Annotated in this window: 21 protein-coding genes; 5 read left to right on the plus strand and 16 right to left on the minus strand. The window is 43.5% G+C overall.

From position 1 onward, the window contains the following. Positions 1-28: 28 nt before the first annotated feature. Genes kynA through kynU form a run of 3 tightly spaced genes read right to left on the minus strand, consistent with a single transcriptional unit; the run spans position 29 to position 2811 of the window. Positions 29-868 (minus strand): tryptophan 2,3-dioxygenase, encoded by an 840-nt coding sequence (kynA, locus tag ABVF09_RS01850; protein ID WP_026771491.1) that lies wholly within the window; start codon positions 866-868, stop codon positions 29-31. A 19-nt stretch (positions 869-887) separates the two neighbouring features. Further along, complete coding sequence (gene kynB / locus ABVF09_RS01855; RefSeq protein WP_026570636.1) at positions 888-1517, minus strand: arylformamidase; 630 nt, start codon at positions 1515-1517, stop codon at positions 888-890. 1 nt (position 1518) lies between these two features. Beyond that, positions 1519-2811 carry a kynureninase gene (gene kynU, locus ABVF09_RS01860; protein ID WP_371068487.1) on the minus strand — a complete coding sequence of 431 codons (1293 nt, stop codon included), beginning with the start codon at positions 2809-2811 and terminating at the stop codon, positions 1519-1521. Between the two features lie 234 nt (positions 2812-3045). Here kynU and ABVF09_RS01865 point away from each other — a divergent pair, with 234 nt between their 5' ends. Further along, positions 3046-3507 (plus strand): BsuPI-related putative proteinase inhibitor, encoded by a 462-nt coding sequence (locus ABVF09_RS01865; RefSeq protein WP_051382053.1) that lies wholly within the window; start codon positions 3046-3048, stop codon positions 3505-3507. 476 nt (positions 3508-3983) lie between these two features. Here ABVF09_RS01865 and ABVF09_RS01870 read toward each other — a convergent pair whose 3' ends face one another. The 5 genes from ABVF09_RS01870 to ABVF09_RS01890 all read right to left on the minus strand — a co-directional run bounded on the left by ABVF09_RS01870 (position 3984) and on the right by ABVF09_RS01890 (position 8431). Continuing rightward, a complete protein-coding gene (locus tag ABVF09_RS01870) occupies positions 3984-4544 on the minus strand; it encodes a GNAT family N-acetyltransferase (RefSeq protein WP_026570638.1) in 561 nt (186 codons plus the stop codon). Positions 4545-4570: 26 nt separating this feature from the next. Beyond that, entirely contained in the window at positions 4571-5128 is a 558-nt protein-coding gene (locus ABVF09_RS01875) for a sugar O-acetyltransferase (protein WP_371068488.1), read from the minus strand. A 275-nt stretch (positions 5129-5403) separates the two neighbouring features. Then, positions 5404-6552 (minus strand): M20 family metallopeptidase, encoded by a 1149-nt coding sequence (locus ABVF09_RS01880; protein WP_035426751.1) that lies wholly within the window; start codon positions 6550-6552, stop codon positions 5404-5406. Between the two features lie 194 nt (positions 6553-6746). Then, positions 6747-7274: an HD domain-containing protein gene (locus tag ABVF09_RS01885; RefSeq protein WP_026570641.1), complete on the minus strand. Its 528-nt coding sequence runs from the start codon at positions 7272-7274 to the stop codon at positions 6747-6749. Between the two features lie 224 nt (positions 7275-7498). Next, entirely contained in the window at positions 7499-8431 is a 933-nt protein-coding gene (locus tag ABVF09_RS01890) for an aldo/keto reductase (RefSeq protein ID WP_371068489.1), read from the minus strand. 268 nt (positions 8432-8699) lie between these two features. Between ABVF09_RS01890 and ABVF09_RS01895 the strand changes: the two genes are divergently transcribed. Both ABVF09_RS01895 and ABVF09_RS01900 read left to right on the plus strand, forming a co-directional pair. Then, positions 8700-10052 (plus strand): glucoamylase family protein, encoded by a 1353-nt coding sequence (locus tag ABVF09_RS01895; protein ID WP_371068490.1) that lies wholly within the window; start codon positions 8700-8702, stop codon positions 10050-10052. Between the two features lie 265 nt (positions 10053-10317). Further along, positions 10318-12519: an alpha-galactosidase gene (locus tag ABVF09_RS01900; RefSeq protein ID WP_153461908.1), complete on the plus strand. Its 2202-nt coding sequence runs from the start codon at positions 10318-10320 to the stop codon at positions 12517-12519. Positions 12520-12559: 40 nt separating this feature from the next. Here ABVF09_RS01900 and ABVF09_RS01905 read toward each other — a convergent pair whose 3' ends face one another. From ABVF09_RS01905 to ABVF09_RS01930, 6 genes are all read right to left on the minus strand, one after another. Beyond that, complete coding sequence (locus ABVF09_RS01905; RefSeq protein WP_051382054.1) at positions 12560-13468, minus strand: class II fructose-bisphosphate aldolase; 909 nt, start codon at positions 13466-13468, stop codon at positions 12560-12562. A 20-nt stretch (positions 13469-13488) separates the two neighbouring features. Next, positions 13489-13953 (minus strand): PTS sugar transporter subunit IIA, encoded by a 465-nt coding sequence (locus ABVF09_RS01910; RefSeq protein WP_371068491.1) that lies wholly within the window; start codon positions 13951-13953, stop codon positions 13489-13491. Continuing rightward, positions 13928-15376, minus strand: coding sequence for a PTS fructose transporter subunit IIC (locus ABVF09_RS01915; protein WP_371068492.1), 1449 nt, complete (start codon positions 15374-15376; stop codon positions 13928-13930). The genes ABVF09_RS01910 and ABVF09_RS01915 overlap by 26 nt, the downstream gene beginning before the upstream one ends. Then, complete coding sequence (gene pfkB, locus ABVF09_RS01920) at positions 15369-16307, minus strand: 1-phosphofructokinase (RefSeq protein ID WP_026570646.1); 939 nt, start codon at positions 16305-16307, stop codon at positions 15369-15371. Before pfkB ends, ABVF09_RS01915 begins: the two co-directional genes overlap by 8 nt. Before the next feature lie 255 nt (positions 16308-16562). Further along, positions 16563-17339 carry a MurR/RpiR family transcriptional regulator gene (locus tag ABVF09_RS01925; RefSeq protein ID WP_026570647.1) on the minus strand — a complete coding sequence of 259 codons (777 nt, stop codon included), beginning with the start codon at positions 17337-17339 and terminating at the stop codon, positions 16563-16565. A gap of 271 nt (positions 17340-17610) precedes the next feature. Beyond that, the gene (locus ABVF09_RS01930; protein WP_153461910.1) at positions 17611-17775 is read right to left on the minus strand and encodes a hypothetical protein; all 165 of its coding nucleotides are present in this window, start codon (positions 17773-17775) and stop codon (positions 17611-17613) included. Positions 17776-17869: 94 nt separating this feature from the next. Here ABVF09_RS01930 and ABVF09_RS01935 point away from each other — a divergent pair, with 94 nt between their 5' ends. Together ABVF09_RS01935 and ABVF09_RS01940 are read left to right on the plus strand one after the other, a co-directional pair. Further along, positions 17870-18850: a LacI family DNA-binding transcriptional regulator gene (locus tag ABVF09_RS01935; RefSeq protein WP_371068493.1), complete on the plus strand. Its 981-nt coding sequence runs from the start codon at positions 17870-17872 to the stop codon at positions 18848-18850. 187 nt (positions 18851-19037) lie between these two features. Continuing rightward, positions 19038-19181: a hypothetical protein gene (locus ABVF09_RS01940; protein WP_371068494.1), complete on the plus strand. Its 144-nt coding sequence runs from the start codon at positions 19038-19040 to the stop codon at positions 19179-19181. A gap of 110 nt (positions 19182-19291) precedes the next feature. Here the strand turns inward: ABVF09_RS01940 and ABVF09_RS01945 are convergent, their stop codons facing one another. Together ABVF09_RS01945 and ABVF09_RS01950 are read right to left on the minus strand one after the other, a co-directional pair. Then, on the minus strand, positions 19292-19381 hold the full coding sequence (locus ABVF09_RS01945) for a putative holin-like toxin (protein WP_162832890.1): 90 nt from the start codon (positions 19379-19381) through the stop codon (positions 19292-19294). A gap of 289 nt (positions 19382-19670) precedes the next feature. Next, positions 19671-19760: a putative holin-like toxin gene (locus tag ABVF09_RS01950; protein ID WP_235162471.1), complete on the minus strand. Its 90-nt coding sequence runs from the start codon at positions 19758-19760 to the stop codon at positions 19671-19673. Between the last annotated feature and the right edge of the window lie 94 nt (positions 19761-19854).

Raw genomic sequence — 19854 nt, forward strand, 5'->3', positions numbered from 1 at the left:
TATTTTAATATAAAGAGTAAGGTCTTCGCTATATTTTCGTCCTGAGATTCCAAAGCTCCGGGAAAAAATAATGATCAAGGACCTTTTTCAAATAGCCTACCCCAGAAGAACCACCAGTCCCTGTTTTATATCCTATGATACGCTCGACTGTTTTCATGTGACGGAAACGCCACTGTTGCATGGAATCTTCTATGTCGACCAGCTTTTCCGCCAACTCATAAAGCGGCCAGTACCGATCGGTATTTTCGTATACTTCCAGCCATGCTTTTTCCACACTCGAATCAGCCTCGTAAGGTTCTGAAAAATCCCTCGCTACCATTTCATGATTGATTGGCAAACCTGCCCTATGAAGAGCCCGAATGGCTGCATCGTACAGGCCGGGTGCTTTATATGCTTCCAATAGCTGTTGATAAATTACAGGATCCTGCTTATATATTTTTAGCACATGCGGAGTTTTGTAGCCCAATGAAAACTCAATCAGCCGATATTGGTAAGATTGAAATCCGGAAGCCTGGCCGAGCTTATCGCGAAATTCAATATATTCGCTCGGAGTCAAGGTCGACAACACATCCCAGGCTGAGATGATTTGTCTTTGAGTTTTCTTGACCCGGGACAACATCTTAAATGCTTCAGCCAAATCGTCCTTATGAATAGCTTGAATCGCAGACTGGATTTCGTGGAGAATCAGTTTCATCCATAGCTCACTCACCTGGTGGATGATGATGAACAGCATTTCATCATGGTGGTCTGATAAAGGTTTCTGACTGGACAACAAACGGTCAAGTTCTAAATAGTCACTGTACGTCATTTTTTCCCTGAAATCCGTATGGATTCCTTCTTCTCCTGAATCACTCTTCTTATCAGTCATTTTTATCACCCCTCTCCAGTTACAGACAGCGAAGTACAGCACGTACCGGACTACCGTCAGCCTCTAAGAGTGCCAAAGGCAAAGCGATCAATTCATAATCTCCTGATACGATATGATCAAGCATGAGATTTTCCAGAATATAAATATCATTATCATACAAGGCATGATGAACTGGCAGTTCCTTGCTTTCTACCGGGTCGACGGATGGCATGTCGACCCCCAAAAGCTTTATTCCCCGTTTTTTTAAAAAGGGGCCGATATCCGGATCAAGTAATGGCATGCTTTCAGGGAATCGTTCCGGTCGATTCGGAAGAGAGCTATGCAAGAGCAGTCGTTCCACGCCATCAAATCGGAATTTTGACAGAATGTTTGCATCGATTTTTTCTGCATCTGAGACGTCGACGACTTTGGCCGGACCAATGTATGTGTCAATCGGGATATCAAGGACACGTTTTCCTTGATTGTCGTAATGGTAAGGGGCATCTATGTGAGTGCCTGTATGACAACTGGAACTGATTTGACCAATGTTCACTGAGCCGGTTTGTTCTTTGGAATAGGTCAGTTTGTAGGAAAAAGGTTCGTCACCCGGCCAGTGAGCGATCTTATCCGATAAGGGTTGCGTGATGTCGATCCATTCTGAGGATTTCATTTTATGCAATCACCTCCCGTTTCTTTTCAAAGCGCAGATAACGCTTCTCCTCCATAATTGTCCTCAACAAATCCACCACCTGCCAAACTTCTTCAAATGTGTTGTAAAGCGCAACAGGTGCCAGTCTTATACCGTTTGGAGACCGGAAATCCGGGATGACCCCTCCCTCCTTCAATGCTTTGCATATCCGGACAGCCTCCTCATGCTCAAGAAAAACATGGCCACCACGGGAATCGCGCGAAAGAGGATTTGCAATCGTAAACTGATAACTATGCAAGCGATGCTTTGCCAAAGCAAGGAAATAATCCGTCAGCTTCAGTGACTTGGTGCGAATTCGTTCAATTCCTGCCTCTGCAAACATATGTAAAGAACCAAGAAGCGGCGCCATGCTGAGAATATGAGGTGTTCCGATTTGAAAAGCGCCCGCATTGGCGGCCGGGCTCAACGAATGCTCCATATCGAATTGTTTTTCTTTGTTCGAACTGAACCACCCGGCCAGACCCGGTTTTTTGCCGAAATAGCGCTTGTTTACATACAGACCGCCGATACTGCCTGGACCGCCATTCAAATGCTTATACGTACACCAAAAAGCAAAATCGACCTCCCATTCATTCAATCGGTGGGGAATTGCACCAATAGAGTGGCATAAATCAAAGCCAATCCGGATTCCACGGGAATGGGCAGCCTCGGTCAGACGTTTGATGTCAAGTACCTGGCCGCTGCGATAAAGGACACTGGGCAGCACAATCAACGCAATTTCGTCCGTCATCTCCGAAATGATCTGCTGCTCATCCAGTGTTTTGCCGTCTGTGCTTTTCACACGGATAAGATGTGTAGATGGATCATATCCCTTTTGCTCCAGTTGGCTCTGCAGAGCGTAAATATCTGATGGAAAATTCAATTCATCTGCCAAAATCTTTGTTCTTCTGCCACTCGGTTGATAAAAACTGGCGACAAGCTGATGCAGGTTGATTGTAGTAGACCCGGTGATGATGACTTCTTCCGGTTCAGCCCCTACTAATGGAGCAGACAACTCTCCCAGTGACTCCGCCAGGTAATACCAAGGGTTTTCTCCAGAAGTCCAGCCGTCAATGCCATTTTGTTTCCATGAACCCATCAATTGATGGACAGCCTTTTCTGCAGGTTTCGAGAGCAATCCCAAAGAGTTGCCGTCAAAATAAATAATATTTTCATCCAAGTAAAATTCATCGCGAAAACCAGCTAGTGGATCTTCCCGATCCAATTGTTTCGCATATTCCCTGTTCCACTTATCTGTTTGCTTTTTTGACGTCATCAGCTTCCCCTTCCTTTTGAAAAATTCTGTCAATTCGACTATATATTTTACCTGCTTGGATGTCAACGACAGCCCAGCATACGTTACGATTTGCATATTAAATGACTTGTTCTATTCTATATTATAGGTATGGTTTTGGGATTTTTTGTGCATTCCTTTAAAGAATACAGTTAGTTTTGTAACGTTAGAGCCATCACAAACGTCTAATCGACAAATGACACAGGAGGTAATGGAATGAAAAAAGCATTCCTTTTCTTATTAATGACAGGAGCCATACTGGCCGGCTGTGGCACAACCAATCATGAGGAGGAGGCAGAAGAAGTGAATGGAAACGGCGAAGAGACAACCAACCAGGTACATGCCGTATTGGAGGAACAAAGCCCACTCGTTTATCAATATTCCGTGACGAATGAAAGTGAGGAAAAAATCAAGTTGGAGTTTACAAGTTCGCAGCGCTACGATTACGAAATCACCAATGATGCAGGTGAGCAAATTTTTCTTTACTCCAGTGTTACGTCCTTTGCCCAAGTGATGGGCGAAGAAACGATTGATCCAGGTGAAAAGCTGCAGTATCTAATAGATTTACGCGAACGTGACATCGATCCTGGTGACTACAGGTTGGGAGCATGGTTGACACCAAGCAGTGGTAAAAAATACAAAGCCGAGCATTCTTTTACTGTGCCAGGAGAAGAATAAAAGGATAAGCACCGGAACAAAACAAAAACCGAACGAATGCTAAACACTAATCGGCATCGCTCGGTCTTTATTATTCCTTGGTTGGACTTCTTTTTAACCTGCTGTTTGATAAGTGTTGTATTGCCAGGCAGGATACTGCTCGTTCCACGGAAACAGCTTCCACCCCTGAGAAGTACCAACCGCTTTTTGCGGAGTGGAAACTCGGGCTGTTCCCGATTGAGTCTCCGTATCTTGCCTCCGCTGCGTTATCGGAGTCAGATTTCCACGTGTGAAAACAAGATGCACCGTATTCTTCTACTGACTTTTAAAATTTTAAACTGTGACGAAGAAGAAAAATCAGCAGGGGGGATCGGCCATTCTTCTGAAATGGGAGACTCCAGCTGGACAGCTCGACCTGAAGATCCACTTGGCAAAGCGGTATTCTGTGCCAAGTTAGCTGAAGCAGTGCCTGCGAAAAGCGTCCCAGTCTCATCTTTTCACTTTACTTTTGCATAGATACAAGTGTTACTCATATGATTACCATCTACAGATACATCATCATTTTTCAAGATCCCCTCTAGTTCATAGTCCAGCTTTTCCGGTATTGCCCTGCTTTTAAAATTCTTTTCCTCACATCTAATTTCCACCCTCCTGCAGGTCAGTTCGGTAAATGCAAACGATGTCAAAGCTTTTATTGCTTCTGTCATATATCCCATACCGGTGAACTTCGTGTCGATCCAATAGCCTATCTCGCATTTCGGAACTTTCCAGTCGATATTGTGGAAACCAGAAGATCCGATAAACCCGTTCGTTTCCCTGTGAAACAGCAAATACCTTAATTTTTCCCGTTTCAGGAAACGAATATGGGCTTCGCGAATATCTTCTTCACTTTCTTCTAAAGTAGGAGTAGTTTGAGCGAATGGCATCCAGGGACGTAATTCTTCGATTGACCTTTTGACCGCCCGATTCACCGCTTCTCCATCACCTGATTCAGGCATGCGTAACAGCAGCCTTTCTGTTTTTATTTCGGCGGGTATGTCCCATAACAGAGGGTTCAACAGAGCAGCTCCTTTCTTTAATTTTTTTACTTTACTTCCTTAAGAATAGTCGCCGGCGCTCCACCAGCAACTACATTTGCCGGAATATCCCTGGTCACGACAGAACCAGAGGCAATGATGGAGTTGTCGCCAATCGTCACACCAGGATTGATCACTGTTCTTCCGCCAATCCAGACATTGTCTCCTATTGTGACCGGTTTTCCGTATTCAGCACCAGCTTTACGGACTTCCGTATCAAGCGGATGAGAAGCTGTATAAATATGTACACCTGGAGCCAATAAGCAATCATCGCCAATGCGGACCTCGCAAACGTCGAGAATCGTACAATCAAAATTCGCATAAAACCTTTCTCCGATATGGATATTATAGCCATAGTCACATCGAAATGTCGGCTCCACAAAAAAACTATCACCTGTAGAGCCAAACAGCTCCTTGAGGAGATTCATCCGCTTTTCATCGTCAGTCTCTGTGGTTTGGTTGTAAAGTCTCGTAAGGCGGCGCGCATTGAGTCGGTCTGCAACCAATTGTGGATCACTTGCATCGTATAACTCGCTGCCAATCATTTTTTCGCGTTCCGTTTTCATCTATATTCTCTCCTTCTTCCCAATGACAAATTTGCCAGATAATATAAAGGGTAACATAAAAAATTGAAATTATCAGAATAAAATGGTAAGCACAAGTACCTTGCAAAATCTGACAAAGAAAAAACTTGCCGATTGGCAATGGTTAAAACAACTAGCCGCTGAAAAGCCATGCAGCCATTCCAGAGCTAATCAACACCCCTTCAAAACTTCACGCAACAAAAAACACCCTGCCAAGTCACAATGGCAGAGTGCTGGGGACAGTCCCCTTGTTTTTTCTATTTTTCAGGTGTCAAAAGTTGGATGGTTCGTGCCAGCAAGGCAGTCCGTTTAGCAAAAGTTGTAAGGTCGACATATTCTTCCGTCAGGCTATGAGAATATTCTCCGAGCGGCCCCATGCCATCTATTGTCGGAACGCCTTCATCTGCTGTATATGCAGCATCCGATGCACCACCTGTTCCGACGTCCTTAATAGACATCCCCAACTCTTTTCCTGCCTCGCGGATTACCTCCAGCAGTTTTTCCGTTTCTTCTGTTTTTTCCATCGGTGGTTGGGCCATCCCGCCTTCCAAATGGGTCGTGGTTCCTTCGACTGTGTCCTCATCCGCAATATCGGAAATTTCTTTGGTGACCTCTTTCGCTTGTTGCTTATCTTTTACACGCACATCGACTTTGGCATCTGCATCAGGTGGCACCGTATTGCTCGATGTTCCGCCGTTGAATAAACCGACATTGACCGAAAGACCAGATTCATAGTCATTCAGATTCTGCAGTTTTATGACTTTATGCGCCAGTTCATTTATCGCACTCCTGCCAAGTTCCGGTTCTACTCCCGCGTGTGCACCTTTACCTTCGACCTCAATGTCGAACCGGCCGACTCCTTTTCGCTCTGACACAACCGCATCACCGGGTCTTCCGGATTCAACCACTAACGAATAGTGTTTATCTGCAGCCGCCTTTTTTATCAACGGCTTTGAAGTCGGGGAACCGATTTCTTCATCGCTGTTAAAGATGACATGGACGTTTTTATAGGCTTCCGAGCCACTTTCTTTTAATACCTTCAATGCATACAACACAGCGACATGGCTGGATTTCTCATCACTTACCCCCGGCCCGTAGGCTTGATCGTCGATAATCTCAAAAGGGCGTTCTTTTGCTGTTCCTTTCGGAAAAACAGTATCCATATGAGCGACAATTAAAATTCTCGGTTCGCTTTCACGTTCAGCCTTGACCTCCAGATTATTCCCCTGTTCTTTCTCCCGGTGGGTATGGACATACATCCCCAGTTGCTCGAATCTATTCTTCAGCAGTGCACCGACTTTGTCTACTCCTTCTTTATCATAGGTATTGCTGTCCGTGTTGACCAATTCCTCAAGCAAAGCTTTCATTTCCGGCATTTGATTTTCCAATCGCTTTTCGAGATGCATCTATCAAAACCTCCTTATCATCTTCTATTTCACCTATTCCCACTAATAAACGGATGACACGTAAAATCTCTTTTAACAAAGGGAAAGAAAACATAAAAATAACACCATGCTTGATGGTGTTTGTCCGGATGTGCCGCAAGAGGAATAGTAGGAAGGGAAAGCCTTGCCCCGGTTCTATTCCCGATAATGCGGAGTTACATATTCATCTCTGCAGTCAAACTATGATTGATCCTTTCGTCGAGTAATTCAATCAGGTCAGATTCTTTTTGCTTGTCCATGTGACGGTAATGGTGAGAATCTCCCGGCTGCTTATCTTTTTCATCGGCCAAGTGAATCACTCGTTGTAAAGCATTTAATCGGACGTTCCCTTCCGGCAATGCAGATTCAGTATGAAATAGAATCGCATGAGCGATCTCTTTCGCAGCCTGCTTGTCTTCTCCTAGACGCACCAATAATTTATGTGCCCGTTCCGCTCCTTTGATAGGATGAATATCGTAAGCCCGGTACAATTGATAGTCCCATTCTCCGTTTCGATACCATTGATAATGGCCGATATCATGGAGAAATCCTGCTTTAGCCGCCCAATCCGGGTTAACATTGTAGGATAAAGCCAACTTATAAGCGTGAAAGGCTACCGAAATCGCATGGGCCATGCCGGAGCGCCTGACATATTTTTGGGCAATCGAATGCTGGTAAATATCTTTCAATGTGACGGTTCTCATCTTGATGCCTCCTCTGTTGTTGATTTTGGTTAAATTATCGAATATCTTACCATTAATGGTGGATCGAATCAATCTGTAGGTGAATTTATCTGACAGAAAAAACGCAAGATGTCTTTCCTTCAAATAGGAATTTTCAATGGTATACCCGATCATGTACTTTCTGAACCCCAAAAAAACGAGCACCTCCCCGTTTAGGTTCAGTACTCGCTTCCTCCTATCACAGATCAACGAAAAATACGGTCGATTTGACTGATATCATCTTCAGTCAATTTTACCTCCAATGTCTTCAAGTTATTTAATACTTGGGAAGACCGTTTAGCGCCCGGAATAATGGCGTCGATGGACGGACGGGTCAAGTACCAGGCGAGAACTACATGAGCAACTTCCGCCCCCTTCGCTTCAGCAATGCCACGCACTCTGTCCACGTTGTCCAGGTTTTTCTTGAAATTATCCCCTTGGAAATGCGGCATTTCTTTACGCAAATCATTAAATGTTGTTTCTTCTGTATACTTGCCTGCCAATAACCCGGAGGCAAGCGGGAAATAAGGTATAAATGAAATATTGTTTTCTGCAGTATAAGGCAATAATTCTTTCTCTGCATCTCGTTGAAGCAAATTGTATTCTCCTTGGTAAACATCGACATACCCATCTTTATTTGCTTCTTTCAACTGGTCGATTGAAAAGTTCGAAACACCGATTGCTTTGATTTTGCCTTGGTCCTTTAGTTCTTTCAGCGCTCCGACAGCTTCGTCTTTGGGAGTATTTTCATCCGGAAAATGGATATAAAATAAGTCAATATAATCTGTTTGCAGTCTTTTCAAGCTGTCCTCGACCGATTTTCTCAGAAAGTCCGGGGAGTTATCCATGACGGTTTCGTCGCCGACGAATTTATGTGCCCCTTTAGTAGCAAGGACGACTTGATTCCGTTTACCGGTCTCCTGAAGGACTTCTCCAATCAATTCTTCAGAGCGTTCCGGGCCATAAATAAATGCGGTGTCTAGTAAATTGACTCCATTGTTTATCGCTGTACGCACCAGTTCCTTACCCGCTTCTTCATCCAGATCGGGATAAAGATTATGTCCGCCTACTGCATTTGTACCGAGACCAATCGGATTCACTTTCAAACCTGATTTTCCTAATTGTGTTTGTTCTGTCATGTTATCAACTCCTTTTCTGATTAAGTATCATCATTACATAAAATGGATGGGAATTGAAATAGAATGCTTCATCTATTTCACGAAACCATGCGCAAGCAAATCTACCTATTTTCCATCCTTAACATGCTATTGTCCCAGCCTATTACTTGCTGAGGATGAGACAAACTACCTGTTTTTACTTTTTTGGAAGTAAATGATTGCGCTTACACATGTGTTTAGTATACTGTCAATTGAAACGTTTCAATCACAAATGAGAAAGGGTGCCGGGATGAAGAAAAAACTTGCTTTGATGTTAACAATTTTGTTGCTGGTCAATGCTGCCATTACCACGCCAAATCTTGCAAACACTTCTCCAAAAGGAAAAGAAGTTGCCTTATCGAAGCAGTTAAGAGCGATTTCTAAACAAACATACCGCTACTTTGAAGATTTCACGGACAACGAGACAGGCCTTACCGCCGATGCAGTGCGCTGGAATGATGGAATGATGAACATCCAATCGCACACATCTCCAACCAATATAGGCATGTATATGATGAGTGTGGTATCTGCTGAAGAATTGGGATTCATCAACCACCGACAGGCCCTGAATAATCTCCAAAAAACCATTCATACGTTGGAAAACATGGACACATGGAACGGTCTTTACTATAACTGGTATTATACAGAGGATGCCACTCTTATGACAGATTGGGGCCAATTCATTTCCACTGTGGACAATGGCTGGCTTTCAGCTGGATTAATAGTGGCTGGACAAGCATACCCAGAGCTTTATGAAAAAACCAATGCCATTGTTGAAGACATGGATTACACTAGTCTCTATGATTCTGAAGTCGGCCAGATGAGAGGAGGTTATGATGTCGAGGCCGGAAGCTTAACCGCCCATCATTACGGAGCATTTTATACAGAACCACGACTAGCAAGCTACATTTCTATTGGAAAAGGAGATGTACCGAAGGAACACTGGTGGAAAATGTATCGGACAATGCCCGAGAGTTGGGATTGGCAATCTCAACTACCTCAAGGCCATATGGCAACATACGATGGAGTCGACGTTTTTGAAGGTCACTATAGTTACAATGGCGAGAAATATGTTCCTAGCTGGGGCGGGAGTATGTTCGAAGCTCTGATGCCTTCGCTTGTGTTGAAGGAAAAAGAACTTGGGACCCGAGCTTTGGGATTGAATAATCAAAGACATGTCGATCTTCAAATTAACTATGCAGAAGAACAAGGTTACCCAGCTTGGGGAATGTCCCCGGCTGCTACTCCTGATGGTTATTCCGAGTTTGCCGCAACACCTCTCGGTATGGATGGTTACAAGTCGGATGGAACAGTCACTCCTCATGCGACTTTCCTTGCATTGGAATACGCTCCGATGAAGGCATTCCAAAATATTCAAACGTTAAAAAGCTTGAATGTATATGGAAAGTACGGTTTCCACGATTCTGTCAATGTCGAAACAGGCGAGGTGACCAAGGCCTATCTGGCTCTCGATCAAGGCATGACCATGGCAGCCATAGCGAATTTTTTGGAAGACGGCATACTCAGAGATTATTTTCATGAAGATGAAATAGGAAAAACCCCGGAAGATTTATTGATAAAAGAGGAATTTTCGATTGATTGACGATTATGTGCCAAGCCCCGTATTTTCGGGATACTTGGCACTTTTCCATTCTTCAAAAACGGAACTACAGAATAGGGAAGCACCAGATGTCCGATCAGAAAACATTCCCTCCCCCTCCTCCTTCCACTCGGACTCACTATACAGAATAAATAAGGTCATTTCGGATATTGCGCCTTCATCTACTTAACAACTTATGATTAAATGCATGTAAGGGGTTTCAATATTGAAAGGGAGTATTTCTTCCTTTGAAGAGGAGTTTTTCAGAATGACAATAAAAATAAATACGGAGACCAAAGAATTTCATTTGACCAACGGAGAGATAAGCTACATTTTCCGTGTTATGGAGAAGATAGGTCAATTAGAACATTTATATTACGGCCACGCCATCAACCACAGGGATAATTTCGACCATTTGGCAGAACGTGAAGCAAGACCTGCTTCCGCAAATATGTTTGAAGGGGACTACACCTCCTCCCTGGAGCACATTAAACAAGAGTATCCGAGCTACGGAACAACAGATTACCGCTATCCTGCCCATAAAATCATCGATCAGTACGGCAGCCATATAACCAACTTCCAATATGAAAGCTATCATATCGCTAAAGGAAAACCAGCACTCGAAGGCCTTCCTGCAACATACACAGAGCAAGAAGAGGAAGCAGAGACGTTGAAAATTGTCCTTTTCGACAAGCTGTTGCAGTGCAGATTGATTTTAAGCTATAGCATTTATGCAAATCGCAAAGTCATCACAAGAAATGCCCGTTTCGTCAACCTCGGAACGGAGGCTTTCTTTCTGGATAGTGCGATGAGCACAAGTATCGATTTGCCGGAAGACCAATTGGAGATGGTGCATTTAAATGGCGCCTGGGCACGTGAAACCCACCTGGAGACTCAACCGCTATTCAAAGGGGTTCAGTCAATTTCAAGTTCGCGGGGTGCAAGCAGCCATATACACAATCCTTTTCTTGCTTTGAAGCATAAGCAGACGACCGAATCAAGTGGTGAGGTTTACGGATTCAGTCTCGTTTACAGCGGGAATTTCCTTGGCCAAATTGAAGTGGATACATTCGGGGTGACAAGAGTGATGATGGGAATCAATCCCTTTCAGTTTAAATGGAAATTGGCGCCTGGCGATATCTTTCAGACACCGGAATGCGTCATGGTCTATTCTGATCAAGGGTTGAACGGTATGAGCGACACGTTTCATGCCTTGTACCGAGAAAGACTTGCAAGAGGGCGCTGGCGGGACAAAGACCGGCCGATTTTGATTAATAACTGGGAAGCGACTTACTTCGACTTCAATGAAGAAAAAGTACTCGAAATCGCTGAGTCTGCAAAAGAACTGGGCATGGAATTGTTCGTTCTTGATGATGGTTGGTTCGGTTCGAGGAATGATGATACATCTTCGCTGGGCGACTGGTTCGATAATAAGCAGAAACTTCCAGATGGCATAGAAGGGCTTTCCAAGAAAATAGATGGAATGGGAATGGGGTTCGGCCTGTGGTTTGAACCAGAAATGGTCAGTAAAGGAACTAAATTGTTTTCAGAACATCCGGACTGGGTGCTTGCGGCCCCCGGCCGCCGTGCTTCTCACGGACGCAATCAATATGTGCTTGACTTTTCGCGTCCAGAAGTTGTGGATCACCTTTACCATTTAATGGACAAGGTTTTAGAAAAGGCAAAGATTTCTTACATCAAATGGGATATGAATCGGTATATAACAGAGGCCTTTTCCTCTGCTTTGGATGCTGATCGCCAAGGAGAAGTGATGCATCGTTATATTCTCGGTGTTTATCAGCTTTATGAGAGATTGATCAATAAATATCCTGGGATTCTGTTTGAATCCTGCGCTGGCGGCGGAGCAAGATTCGATCCAGGCATGTTGTACTACGCACCCCAAGCTTGGATCAGCGATAATACAGACGCAGTAGAGCGATTGAAAATACAATACGGCGCCTCGCTTGTTTATCCTATTAGCGCATTGGGAACTCATGTATCAGCCATTCCCAACCATCAGGTCGGAAGGAATACTCCCTTGCACACCCGTGCAAACACTGCTTATTTCGGGACGTTTGGGTTTGAACTGGATGTGACGAACCTTACCTCGGCTGAAAAAGAGGAAGTAAAGGACCAGGTACAGTTTTTTAAAGAGAAACGCTCGTTAATCCGAACCGGCCGATTTTACCGGCTGCTCAGTCCATTCGAGAGAAATGAAACGGCTTGGATGGTTGTTTCCCCTGATCAATCAACCGCGATGATAGGTTATTATAAAGTGTTGGCTAAGCCAAACGAGAAATACAATAGAATTAAACTTCAGGGACTTGATCCGGATAAACAATATCTGATCAACGGTAGTTCGATTTATCACTATGGAGATGAATTGATGCAAGTCGGTCTATTGCTGAGCAGCAATCACTGGGACTACCAAGACTTCAGTTCTGAGGTGTTTGTGTTGAAGGAAAGGTAATGAAAACGGGCTGCTGATTTCATCTCGGCAGCCCGAAACATTAATTTGCCATTATAAGATCACTGTTCATCTTCCTTACATGCTTTTGTATCTCCTCAGCTTTTCCCGCACATCCAACAAGCAAGATTTTAGATTGCGCCAGGTCTTTTGCAGCTTTTTTTGCTTTGCTTAAATACTGGCGCGGGTCCAACGCTTCTGGTGTTTCCAGGAAGTGTTCCCGGATTGCCGCAGAATAAGCATTTTTCAATTCAGTCGAAACATTCATTTTAGCCATTCCCAGTGATATACACCTTTTAACGTCTTCATCAGGGATTGCAGAACCGCCATGTAATACCAGGGGGACTTCGACCAATTTGGCTATTTCTTGAATTCGTCGGAAATCGATATCCGGTTCTCCTTTATAAATGCCATGAGCAGTTCCAATTGCCGGAGCCAATGTAGGAACATTCGTCTGCTTAATGAATTCTACGCATTCACCAGGGACTGCTTTTTGTGCATCTTCGTCGGAAACAACAATGTCCTCTTCAACACCGCCTACTTTTCCCAACTCCGCTTCGACATTGATGTCCAGGTACTTCGCTATTTCCATTACTTGATTTGTCTTTTTGACATTTTCCTCAAATGGATGCATGGATGCATCGATCATCACGGAAGTGTATCCAGCCCTGATGCATCGCACTAACACGGCAAACTCTGTACAGTGATCCAAATGAAGTGCCACAGGTACGTTAAATTGGTTTGATGCGGCTTCGGCAGCCGCTACAATATTTTCTGCCCCCAGTGACTTGACGGAACCCACTGTCGTTTGCAGGATGACGGGAGCTTTGACCTCGTCAGCGGCTTCCACCACGGCATAAATCATATCTAATGAATGTACATTGAACGCGACAATTCCGAATCCTTCGCTTCTGGCTTTTTCTAACATTGGTGTAGACGATATAAGTCCCATAATGTACCTCCTCCAGAGAGTTATTGTTCTAATGCTTCACTTATTTTGGATAAAACTTCTACCTCATCCACTGCATGAAGGAGCGCTCTCCTATTTTCCTCGTGGATCAGCATCCGGGATAAGGATGCCAATGCCTGGATGTGCGTATTACCTGATTCTTCCTTAGGGATTAGCAAGGCGATAAAAAATTGTGCAGGTTTACCGTCTAACGAATTCCATTCAATTCCTTCGTTGCTTTTTACAATAATGATGCCAGGTGATTCTATTGCCTCATTCTGTGTGTGAGGAATGGCAAAACCGTCTTGAAACCCAGTGGTACTTTCAAGCTCCCGTTGTTTCAACCCTTCCGCCACAAGGGCAGCTGACGAAGCAATCCCCGCTTCAACTGCCATTCTTCCAATCAATTCGAAAACCTTCAGTTGAGAAGAAACGGATTGATTCAAGCGTATTTGATTTGGACTAAGCAATCTGTTCGTTGTCGTCATCCTCTTCACCTCTCCGCTTTTCCTTGTCATGATTATGTTTTTTGTAGAATCCATAAATGAAAGCTCCTGTCAACGAACCTGCGAGTATGGCTATAACCCATTGCACAGCCCCCGTCACGACTGGCAGGACCAAAAAACCACCATGGGGAGCCGGTACTTGCACCCCCATCAAATATGTCAAAATTGCTGATACGGAGGATCCGACCATTAAAATCGGAATGACGACAATCGGGTTTTTGGCTGCAAAAGGAATCGCTCCTTCAGTTATATGCGTGGCACCAAGGATGAAGTTGACACCCCCGGCATTCCGCTCTGCCTGGTTGAAGTATTTCTTAAAGAAAAGGGTGGCAAAGGCTATAACAAGTGGCGGAGTTATACAGGCGGCTGAGACACCTGCCATGAAATAAAAGTTTCCTTCAGCAAGTAGTGCAGTACCTGTGACATATGCCGCTTTGTTTACTGGTCCGCCCATATCAAAAGCGGACATAGCCCCGACAATTAAACCGAGTAAAATCGGGTTCGCATCCTGGAAATTGGACAGGAATGTTTTCATCCCTTCATTGATAGCGGTCATTGGTTCTACTAATAACGTCATGACTATTCCAATCAACAAGATACCGATTAAGGGGTACAGAAATATCGACTTTAATCCATTGAGTGATTTCGGCATCTTGCTGAACAGCTTTACAAGCAATAAAACAATATATCCGCCTGCAAAACCCGCGACTATTCCTCCAAGAAAACCTGCCCCACCATTGCTTGCAATGAGTCCGCCTATGAATCCGACGACTAAACCAGGGCGTTTTGCAATTGATTCCGCTATAAATGCAGCAAGAATCGGCACCATCAATTGAAAGGCTAGCCCCCCTGTACTGTTTAAAAAGGCAGCAATGGAGTTATATGATTCGTGTTCGGGATCTGCTGAATGAATTCCGAACAAAAACGACAATGCAATCAATACACCTCCCCCAACCACGAAAGGCAGCATATAGGAAACTCCATTCATTAAATCCTTATAAATCGAATGTAAAATGGCTCTTTTTCCACTTGAACGTTTTCCAGAATCCTCTTTAGATTGTTGTGGGAAATCTTTTTTCGATTTGTAAACGGTTGCTTTTCCATCAATAATAGTCTGAATCAGTTGTTCTGGTTCGTGTATCCCTTTTGCTACGGGGACTTCTACAACTGGCTTGCCATGGAAACGACCAACATCGACATCTTTATCAGCAGCGATGATGACTCCATCGGCTTCCGCAATTTCCTGTTTTGTCAGCCCATTCTCTATACCGGACTGGCCATGTGTCTCTATTTTGATTTCCACTCCCAGTTTCTGGGCTGCTTGCTTTAACGCCTCCTCTGCCATAAAAGTGTGGGCTATTCCCGTTGGACAACCGGTTGCCGCAACAATTTTCACTTCAGCCATTGATAAATTCCTCCTTTATTTGATTGATTTTCACCTCATGGATATGTGTATCTATATCAGAAAGGCTGCAAAGACCTTTACTAAACGCTGTTGCAGAACCGCCCGCCGAAGCATATCGCAAAGCTTCCTCCAAAGAGGCACCCTGCTCCAGCTTTCCAATAAACAGAGCCAACAACGTGTCTCCCGAACAAGCTGTGTTGATCACTTTCCCTTTAGGAGCGGTCACTTTTAAAATCTGATGTGGAGAAACATAAATCGCTCCAGCTTCTCCCCGAGACACGAGTACTTGTCGGGCACCGTTTTCCAACATTTTTCTGGAGCAGTTGATGATAGTCGGTTCATCCATTTTTTCTTTGCTTAATCCAAAGAATGCCCCCAGTTCTTCATCGTTTGGTTTGATTAAATAAGGCTGGTAAGGCAAGCACCGGAGAACCTCTTTGGAACTTATATCCAAAACCAGCTTAAGATGGTTCCGCCGGCAAATACTTGCTATCTCTGAATAAAAATGATCATTCACCCCTCCGGGCAAACTTCCTGAAACAAAAAGCATGCTGTTTTCCGGAATCGAGGAAACTTTTCTCAACATTTCTCTTGTTCTCTCTTCAGCTATAGTAGGTCCTTTGTTGACAATCTTGTATTCTTCATCGGCATTGGCAAAAATATTGATTCTTGTGATTCCTTCTACTCTTACAAATTCAGTAGCAATCTGTAACTTATTCAGTTCGTTTTCTATGAAACTCCCTGAAAAGCCAGCGATAAATCCTAACGCAATACTGTCGATCCCCAACCTCTTTAACATAATCGAAATGTTTATCGCTTTCCCATTCGGCTGATAATCTTCTTCATAGGTACGATTAACCTTATTCGGCCGTAACTCATCCAATCCGACATACAGATCAATCGCCGGATTAGGTGTCAGGGTGTATATCATAGGAGCACCTTCTTTCATCAATTTCTTAACTACATTGTGGCACACTATTTCTTGTAAATGTTTTCGGTTTGTGTAAACGTTTTCTAAAACTGAAAAATATGCAGCGAGGAATGCTTTTGTAAATGATCAACAAAATTTTCAAGTGACTGGTCAAGCCACAGTTAACAACCCCATCGTCAGGTAAAAGGAGAGGACTTTAGGGGAGATGATAAGTTTTATACGTTCGTTGAAAAATATAAAAAACGCCCTGAATAATCAGAGCATTCTTATTGCGTAAGCATCAAGCAGTATTCTGGACAACACACTTAGCGGAAGCCTGGAACGTACTTCATAATCCGGAAAATAAGACTGACTTCCTTTGTAACCAATGAAGGCCATCTCTGACATCATTCCCAAGCTTGATTCCATCCTCGTTGTCAGGGTAATAGTCGTAATCTGACGGATATTCAAATTCTTGCAGGCTTCTACCAATTCACTAGTTTCACCGTTTAACGAAACAAAAATCGCCAGCTCCCGCTCTCTTATCTCTCTGGATTTCAGGCGGATAATGTTGGGATCGTCATGCACTTCGCAGTTTTTCCCCATCAATTGTAGCTTGATAGTCATTTCATGGGCGATCATCTCCGAGAATCCTCGCGCAAAGATGTAAATTTTTTCTGCATCATGTATTTTTTGTACTGCATCCTCTATTTGGCCAATACTTTGTAATTGTATCGTTTTTACTACCTCTAATTCATTCTTTTTAATAGCGTGTTTTATTTTTGTATCGATGTTTTCCATTTCATCATTTTCATCTGGGATTTGCACTTTCTCTTTTAAACTGTATTTAAAAGAAGTGTATCCGTCATACCCTATCTTTTTCATCAGGCGGACAATCGTTGCTGTAGAAACACTCGCGTTTTCGCTCAATTTCACAATCGACATCGTAGAAATCTTTTCAAGATGGTTGTTTATGTATTCAAGCAAATATCTTTCTGATTCACTTAGCGTTTTAAATATATCGGCAGGTATGTCAAATAAAATATTGTTCATTTTCTTCATCCTTTCTATGTTGCTCTCCGTGAATTTTTCTCATTATCTCATTTTTTTCATTACATTTGCACTAGTATTATGACAAGTCTGAATTATATTTGGCCGAAAAGCGCAAGCGCCTGTTCTAGGGATTACACGGTTGCAACAGAGAGAATGATTTAAGACCTCGAGGGGGAGATGCTGGAGAAGGATATTCCTGATGGAATCCCTCCTTTTCAATCTTTAAAAAACCATTTTGCCAAAGTGCAGCAAAATGGTTTCATCCTTCCTCTTATTCTTTGTTTTTCGTTTTATTATCACTCTCCATAAAAGTATCCGGCCAATCAAAAAATGTTTGAAAATCCATGAGAAAAGCATTTTTGTCTTTGACCACCAGTTTTGCTATGATAATTTCACACAAACATAAACACATCAAAACCAATAATCCGCTTATCATCCTGCCATCACCCTTTCTTATGTTTAAACAAAAGGTAATGTATGAAACGCGTTTCAGGTCAAGATGAAATTTTTCAGGAAAGGAAGACCCTAATATGGCCAACATTCGGGAAATTGCCAGTCTTGCCGGTGTTTCGGTCTCGACTGTCTCACGCGTATTGAACAACCATCCCTATGTCAGGGAAGAAAAAAGGCAAGTCGTGCACCAGGCAATGGAAAAACTTGATTATCATCGGAATCTTACTGCTTTTCATTTATCGAAAGGGACAACCAACTTGCTGGGTGTCGTCCTCCCTTCCATTGAAATTCCCTATTTCAGTAACATTGTAGAAGGGATAGCGGAGGAAGGTTTGAAACACGACATGCAGCTTGTCCTGATTCAAACAAACTATCACGTCGACAAAGAATTGGAAGCTTTAGAGCTTCTTCGAGGAAATTTAATCGACGGGCTGATTTTCACTTCACGAGCCGCGTCTCTGAAAATTGTAAAAGAATATACATCCCATGGTCCCATCATTCTTTGTGAAGATTCCGATCAAACAGAGCTTCCTTCCGTCAGTATCCCTCATGAGAAGGCCTTCCAGGATGGTTTGGATTACCTGTTGGCAAGAGGACATACCGACATAGCCTACACGTTGGGGAGAAGACATGGGACTAACAGTCACAAGCGTATTAAAGCCTATCAAGCCACGATGGATAAAATCAATCAACCAGTAAGGGAGGAATGGATATTTGATAAATGTTTGTCCATCGAGGACGGTGTGCGTGTAATGGAGAGTTGGTGCCAGATGATAGAGAGACCGACTGCCTTTCTCGTGACCAATGATCAGGTGGCTGCCGGAATGGTCCTGACGGCACGAGAAAAGGGGATACGCATCCCCGAAGACCTTTCCATTCTGAGTTTTGACAATCAGCAAATCGCAAAAGCTCTGCATATTTCCACAATCGACATACCGATCAAGCAAATGGGGAAAAAAGCAGTCCAGTTTATTCAAAAAACAGAGAAAAAAAGCAAAGTTTCATTGCCTTTTCAATTAATCGGGCGTGCAACTGTTTCAAACATGTTTTCTGCGTAACGTACCAGCGTGTTTCCTTCCTGCTTTTCAGGGAACATTTCATTTTGCAAGTGCAGTGTTTAAATGGGAGGGATTGTGAAGCCTGACAAGTTTCATCGAGCTGGGTATAACGGGATGCAATATGGCGGCAAATTTGCAGCAGTGGAGAAGCATCTTATCGTTTATAAGGACTGAAGGAAAATAGCCCATGCGCAAAAAGATCTTAGTCATTCTAACCAAGCTTGATGCTGTGGAATGTGGTTACAAATTGTCAGGCGTTCTCCCTGACAATGAACAGCTTTTCAACCGGATGAAAATCGGGTATAATAAAAGTGGAAATGGAAAAAACTAAACAGACCACAGCGGGCACTGTGGTCTGCAGATAAGCGGTTCCCCCAGAGGGATCGGCTATCATAGTGGTGATAGGCCTCTCCTAGTTACTTAACGGGCAAATAGGGAGGTCTATTTTTTATTGATCATCGAAACGATCAAACCGAGCAAGGCAATCAAGAAGGTACCAAAACCAATCAGCACCATGAAACTTTCATACATGCTCAACAGGCATCACCCCCTTTCACGGGGCTAGCCGACCCACCCTAAAAGAACATTATCTGTTTTCATTATAGCATAGACAGGCTGGCAGCCGAATAAACGCAAGGACCCATTTTTTATACAGGAAGGTTTGCTTCCTTTTCTAAACCGGTTTATTGGGGTATAATATGGATAGAAAACAGACCACAGCGAATGCCATGGTCTGGATAGATAAGCGGTTCCCCCAGAGGGATCGGCTATCATCAAGAGATAGGCCTCTCCTAGTCACTTGAAGGGCAAATAGGGAGGTCTATTTTTTATTGATCAGGTTTATGATCAAAGCGAGCAATGCAATCAAAAAAGAACCAAAGCCAATCAGGACCATGAATACTTGATACATGCTCACGGCATCACCCCCTTTCGCGGGGCTAGCCGACCCACCCTAAAAAGAACTTTATCTATATTTATTATATCATGTCGCATAGTTTCAACGA

The sequence above is a fragment of the Sediminibacillus sp. JSM 1682029 genome (assembly GCF_041366435.1).
Taxonomy (GTDB): domain Bacteria; phylum Bacillota; class Bacilli; order Bacillales; family Amphibacillaceae; genus Sediminibacillus; species Sediminibacillus terrae.

What these genes read in the sequence shown, in the direction of transcription:
- kynA (WP_026771491.1), bottom strand. Translation starts at nt 868, where the DNA reads ATGACTGATAAGAAGAGTGATTCAGGAGAAGAAGGAATCCATACGGAT.
- kynB (WP_026570636.1), bottom strand. Translation starts at nt 1,517, where the DNA reads ATGAAATCCTCAGAATGGATCGACATCACGCAACCCTTATCGGATAAG.
- kynU (WP_371068487.1), bottom strand. Translation starts at nt 2,811, where the DNA reads ATGACGTCAAAAAAGCAAACAGATAAGTGGAACAGGGAATATGCGAAA.
- ABVF09_RS01865 (WP_051382053.1), top strand. Translation starts at nt 3,046, where the DNA reads ATGAAAAAAGCATTCCTTTTCTTATTAATGACAGGAGCCATACTGGCC.
- ABVF09_RS01875 (WP_371068488.1), bottom strand. Translation starts at nt 5,128, where the DNA reads ATGAAAACGGAACGCGAAAAAATGATTGGCAGCGAGTTATACGATGCA.
- ABVF09_RS01880 (WP_035426751.1), bottom strand. Translation starts at nt 6,552, where the DNA reads ATGCATCTCGAAAAGCGATTGGAAAATCAAATGCCGGAAATGAAAGCT.
- ABVF09_RS01885 (WP_026570641.1), bottom strand. Translation starts at nt 7,274, where the DNA reads ATGAGAACCGTCACATTGAAAGATATTTACCAGCATTCGATTGCCCAA.
- ABVF09_RS01890 (WP_371068489.1), bottom strand. Translation starts at nt 8,431, where the DNA reads ATGACAGAACAAACACAATTAGGAAAATCAGGTTTGAAAGTGAATCCG.
- ABVF09_RS01895 (WP_371068490.1), top strand. Translation starts at nt 8,700, where the DNA reads ATGAAGAAAAAACTTGCTTTGATGTTAACAATTTTGTTGCTGGTCAAT.
- ABVF09_RS01900 (WP_153461908.1), top strand. Translation starts at nt 10,318, where the DNA reads ATGACAATAAAAATAAATACGGAGACCAAAGAATTTCATTTGACCAAC.
- ABVF09_RS01905 (WP_051382054.1), bottom strand. Translation starts at nt 13,468, where the DNA reads ATGGGACTTATATCGTCTACACCAATGTTAGAAAAAGCCAGAAGCGAA.
- ABVF09_RS01910 (WP_371068491.1), bottom strand. Translation starts at nt 13,953, where the DNA reads ATGACGACAACGAACAGATTGCTTAGTCCAAATCAAATACGCTTGAAT.
- ABVF09_RS01915 (WP_371068492.1), bottom strand. Translation starts at nt 15,376, where the DNA reads ATGGCTGAAGTGAAAATTGTTGCGGCAACCGGTTGTCCAACGGGAATA.
- pfkB (WP_026570646.1), bottom strand. Translation starts at nt 16,307, where the DNA reads ATGATATACACCCTGACACCTAATCCGGCGATTGATCTGTATGTCGGA.
- ABVF09_RS01925 (WP_026570647.1), bottom strand. Translation starts at nt 17,339, where the DNA reads ATGAACAATATTTTATTTGACATACCTGCCGATATATTTAAAACGCTA.
- ABVF09_RS01930 (WP_153461910.1), bottom strand. Translation starts at nt 17,775, where the DNA reads ATGATAAGCGGATTATTGGTTTTGATGTGTTTATGTTTGTGTGAAATT.
- ABVF09_RS01935 (WP_371068493.1), top strand. Translation starts at nt 17,870, where the DNA reads ATGGCCAACATTCGGGAAATTGCCAGTCTTGCCGGTGTTTCGGTCTCG.
- ABVF09_RS01940 (WP_371068494.1), top strand. Translation starts at nt 19,038, where the DNA reads ATGCGCAAAAAGATCTTAGTCATTCTAACCAAGCTTGATGCTGTGGAA.
- ABVF09_RS01945 (WP_162832890.1), bottom strand. Translation starts at nt 19,381, where the DNA reads ATGTATGAAAGTTTCATGGTGCTGATTGGTTTTGGTACCTTCTTGATT.
- ABVF09_RS01950 (WP_235162471.1), bottom strand. Translation starts at nt 19,760, where the DNA reads ATGTATCAAGTATTCATGGTCCTGATTGGCTTTGGTTCTTTTTTGATT.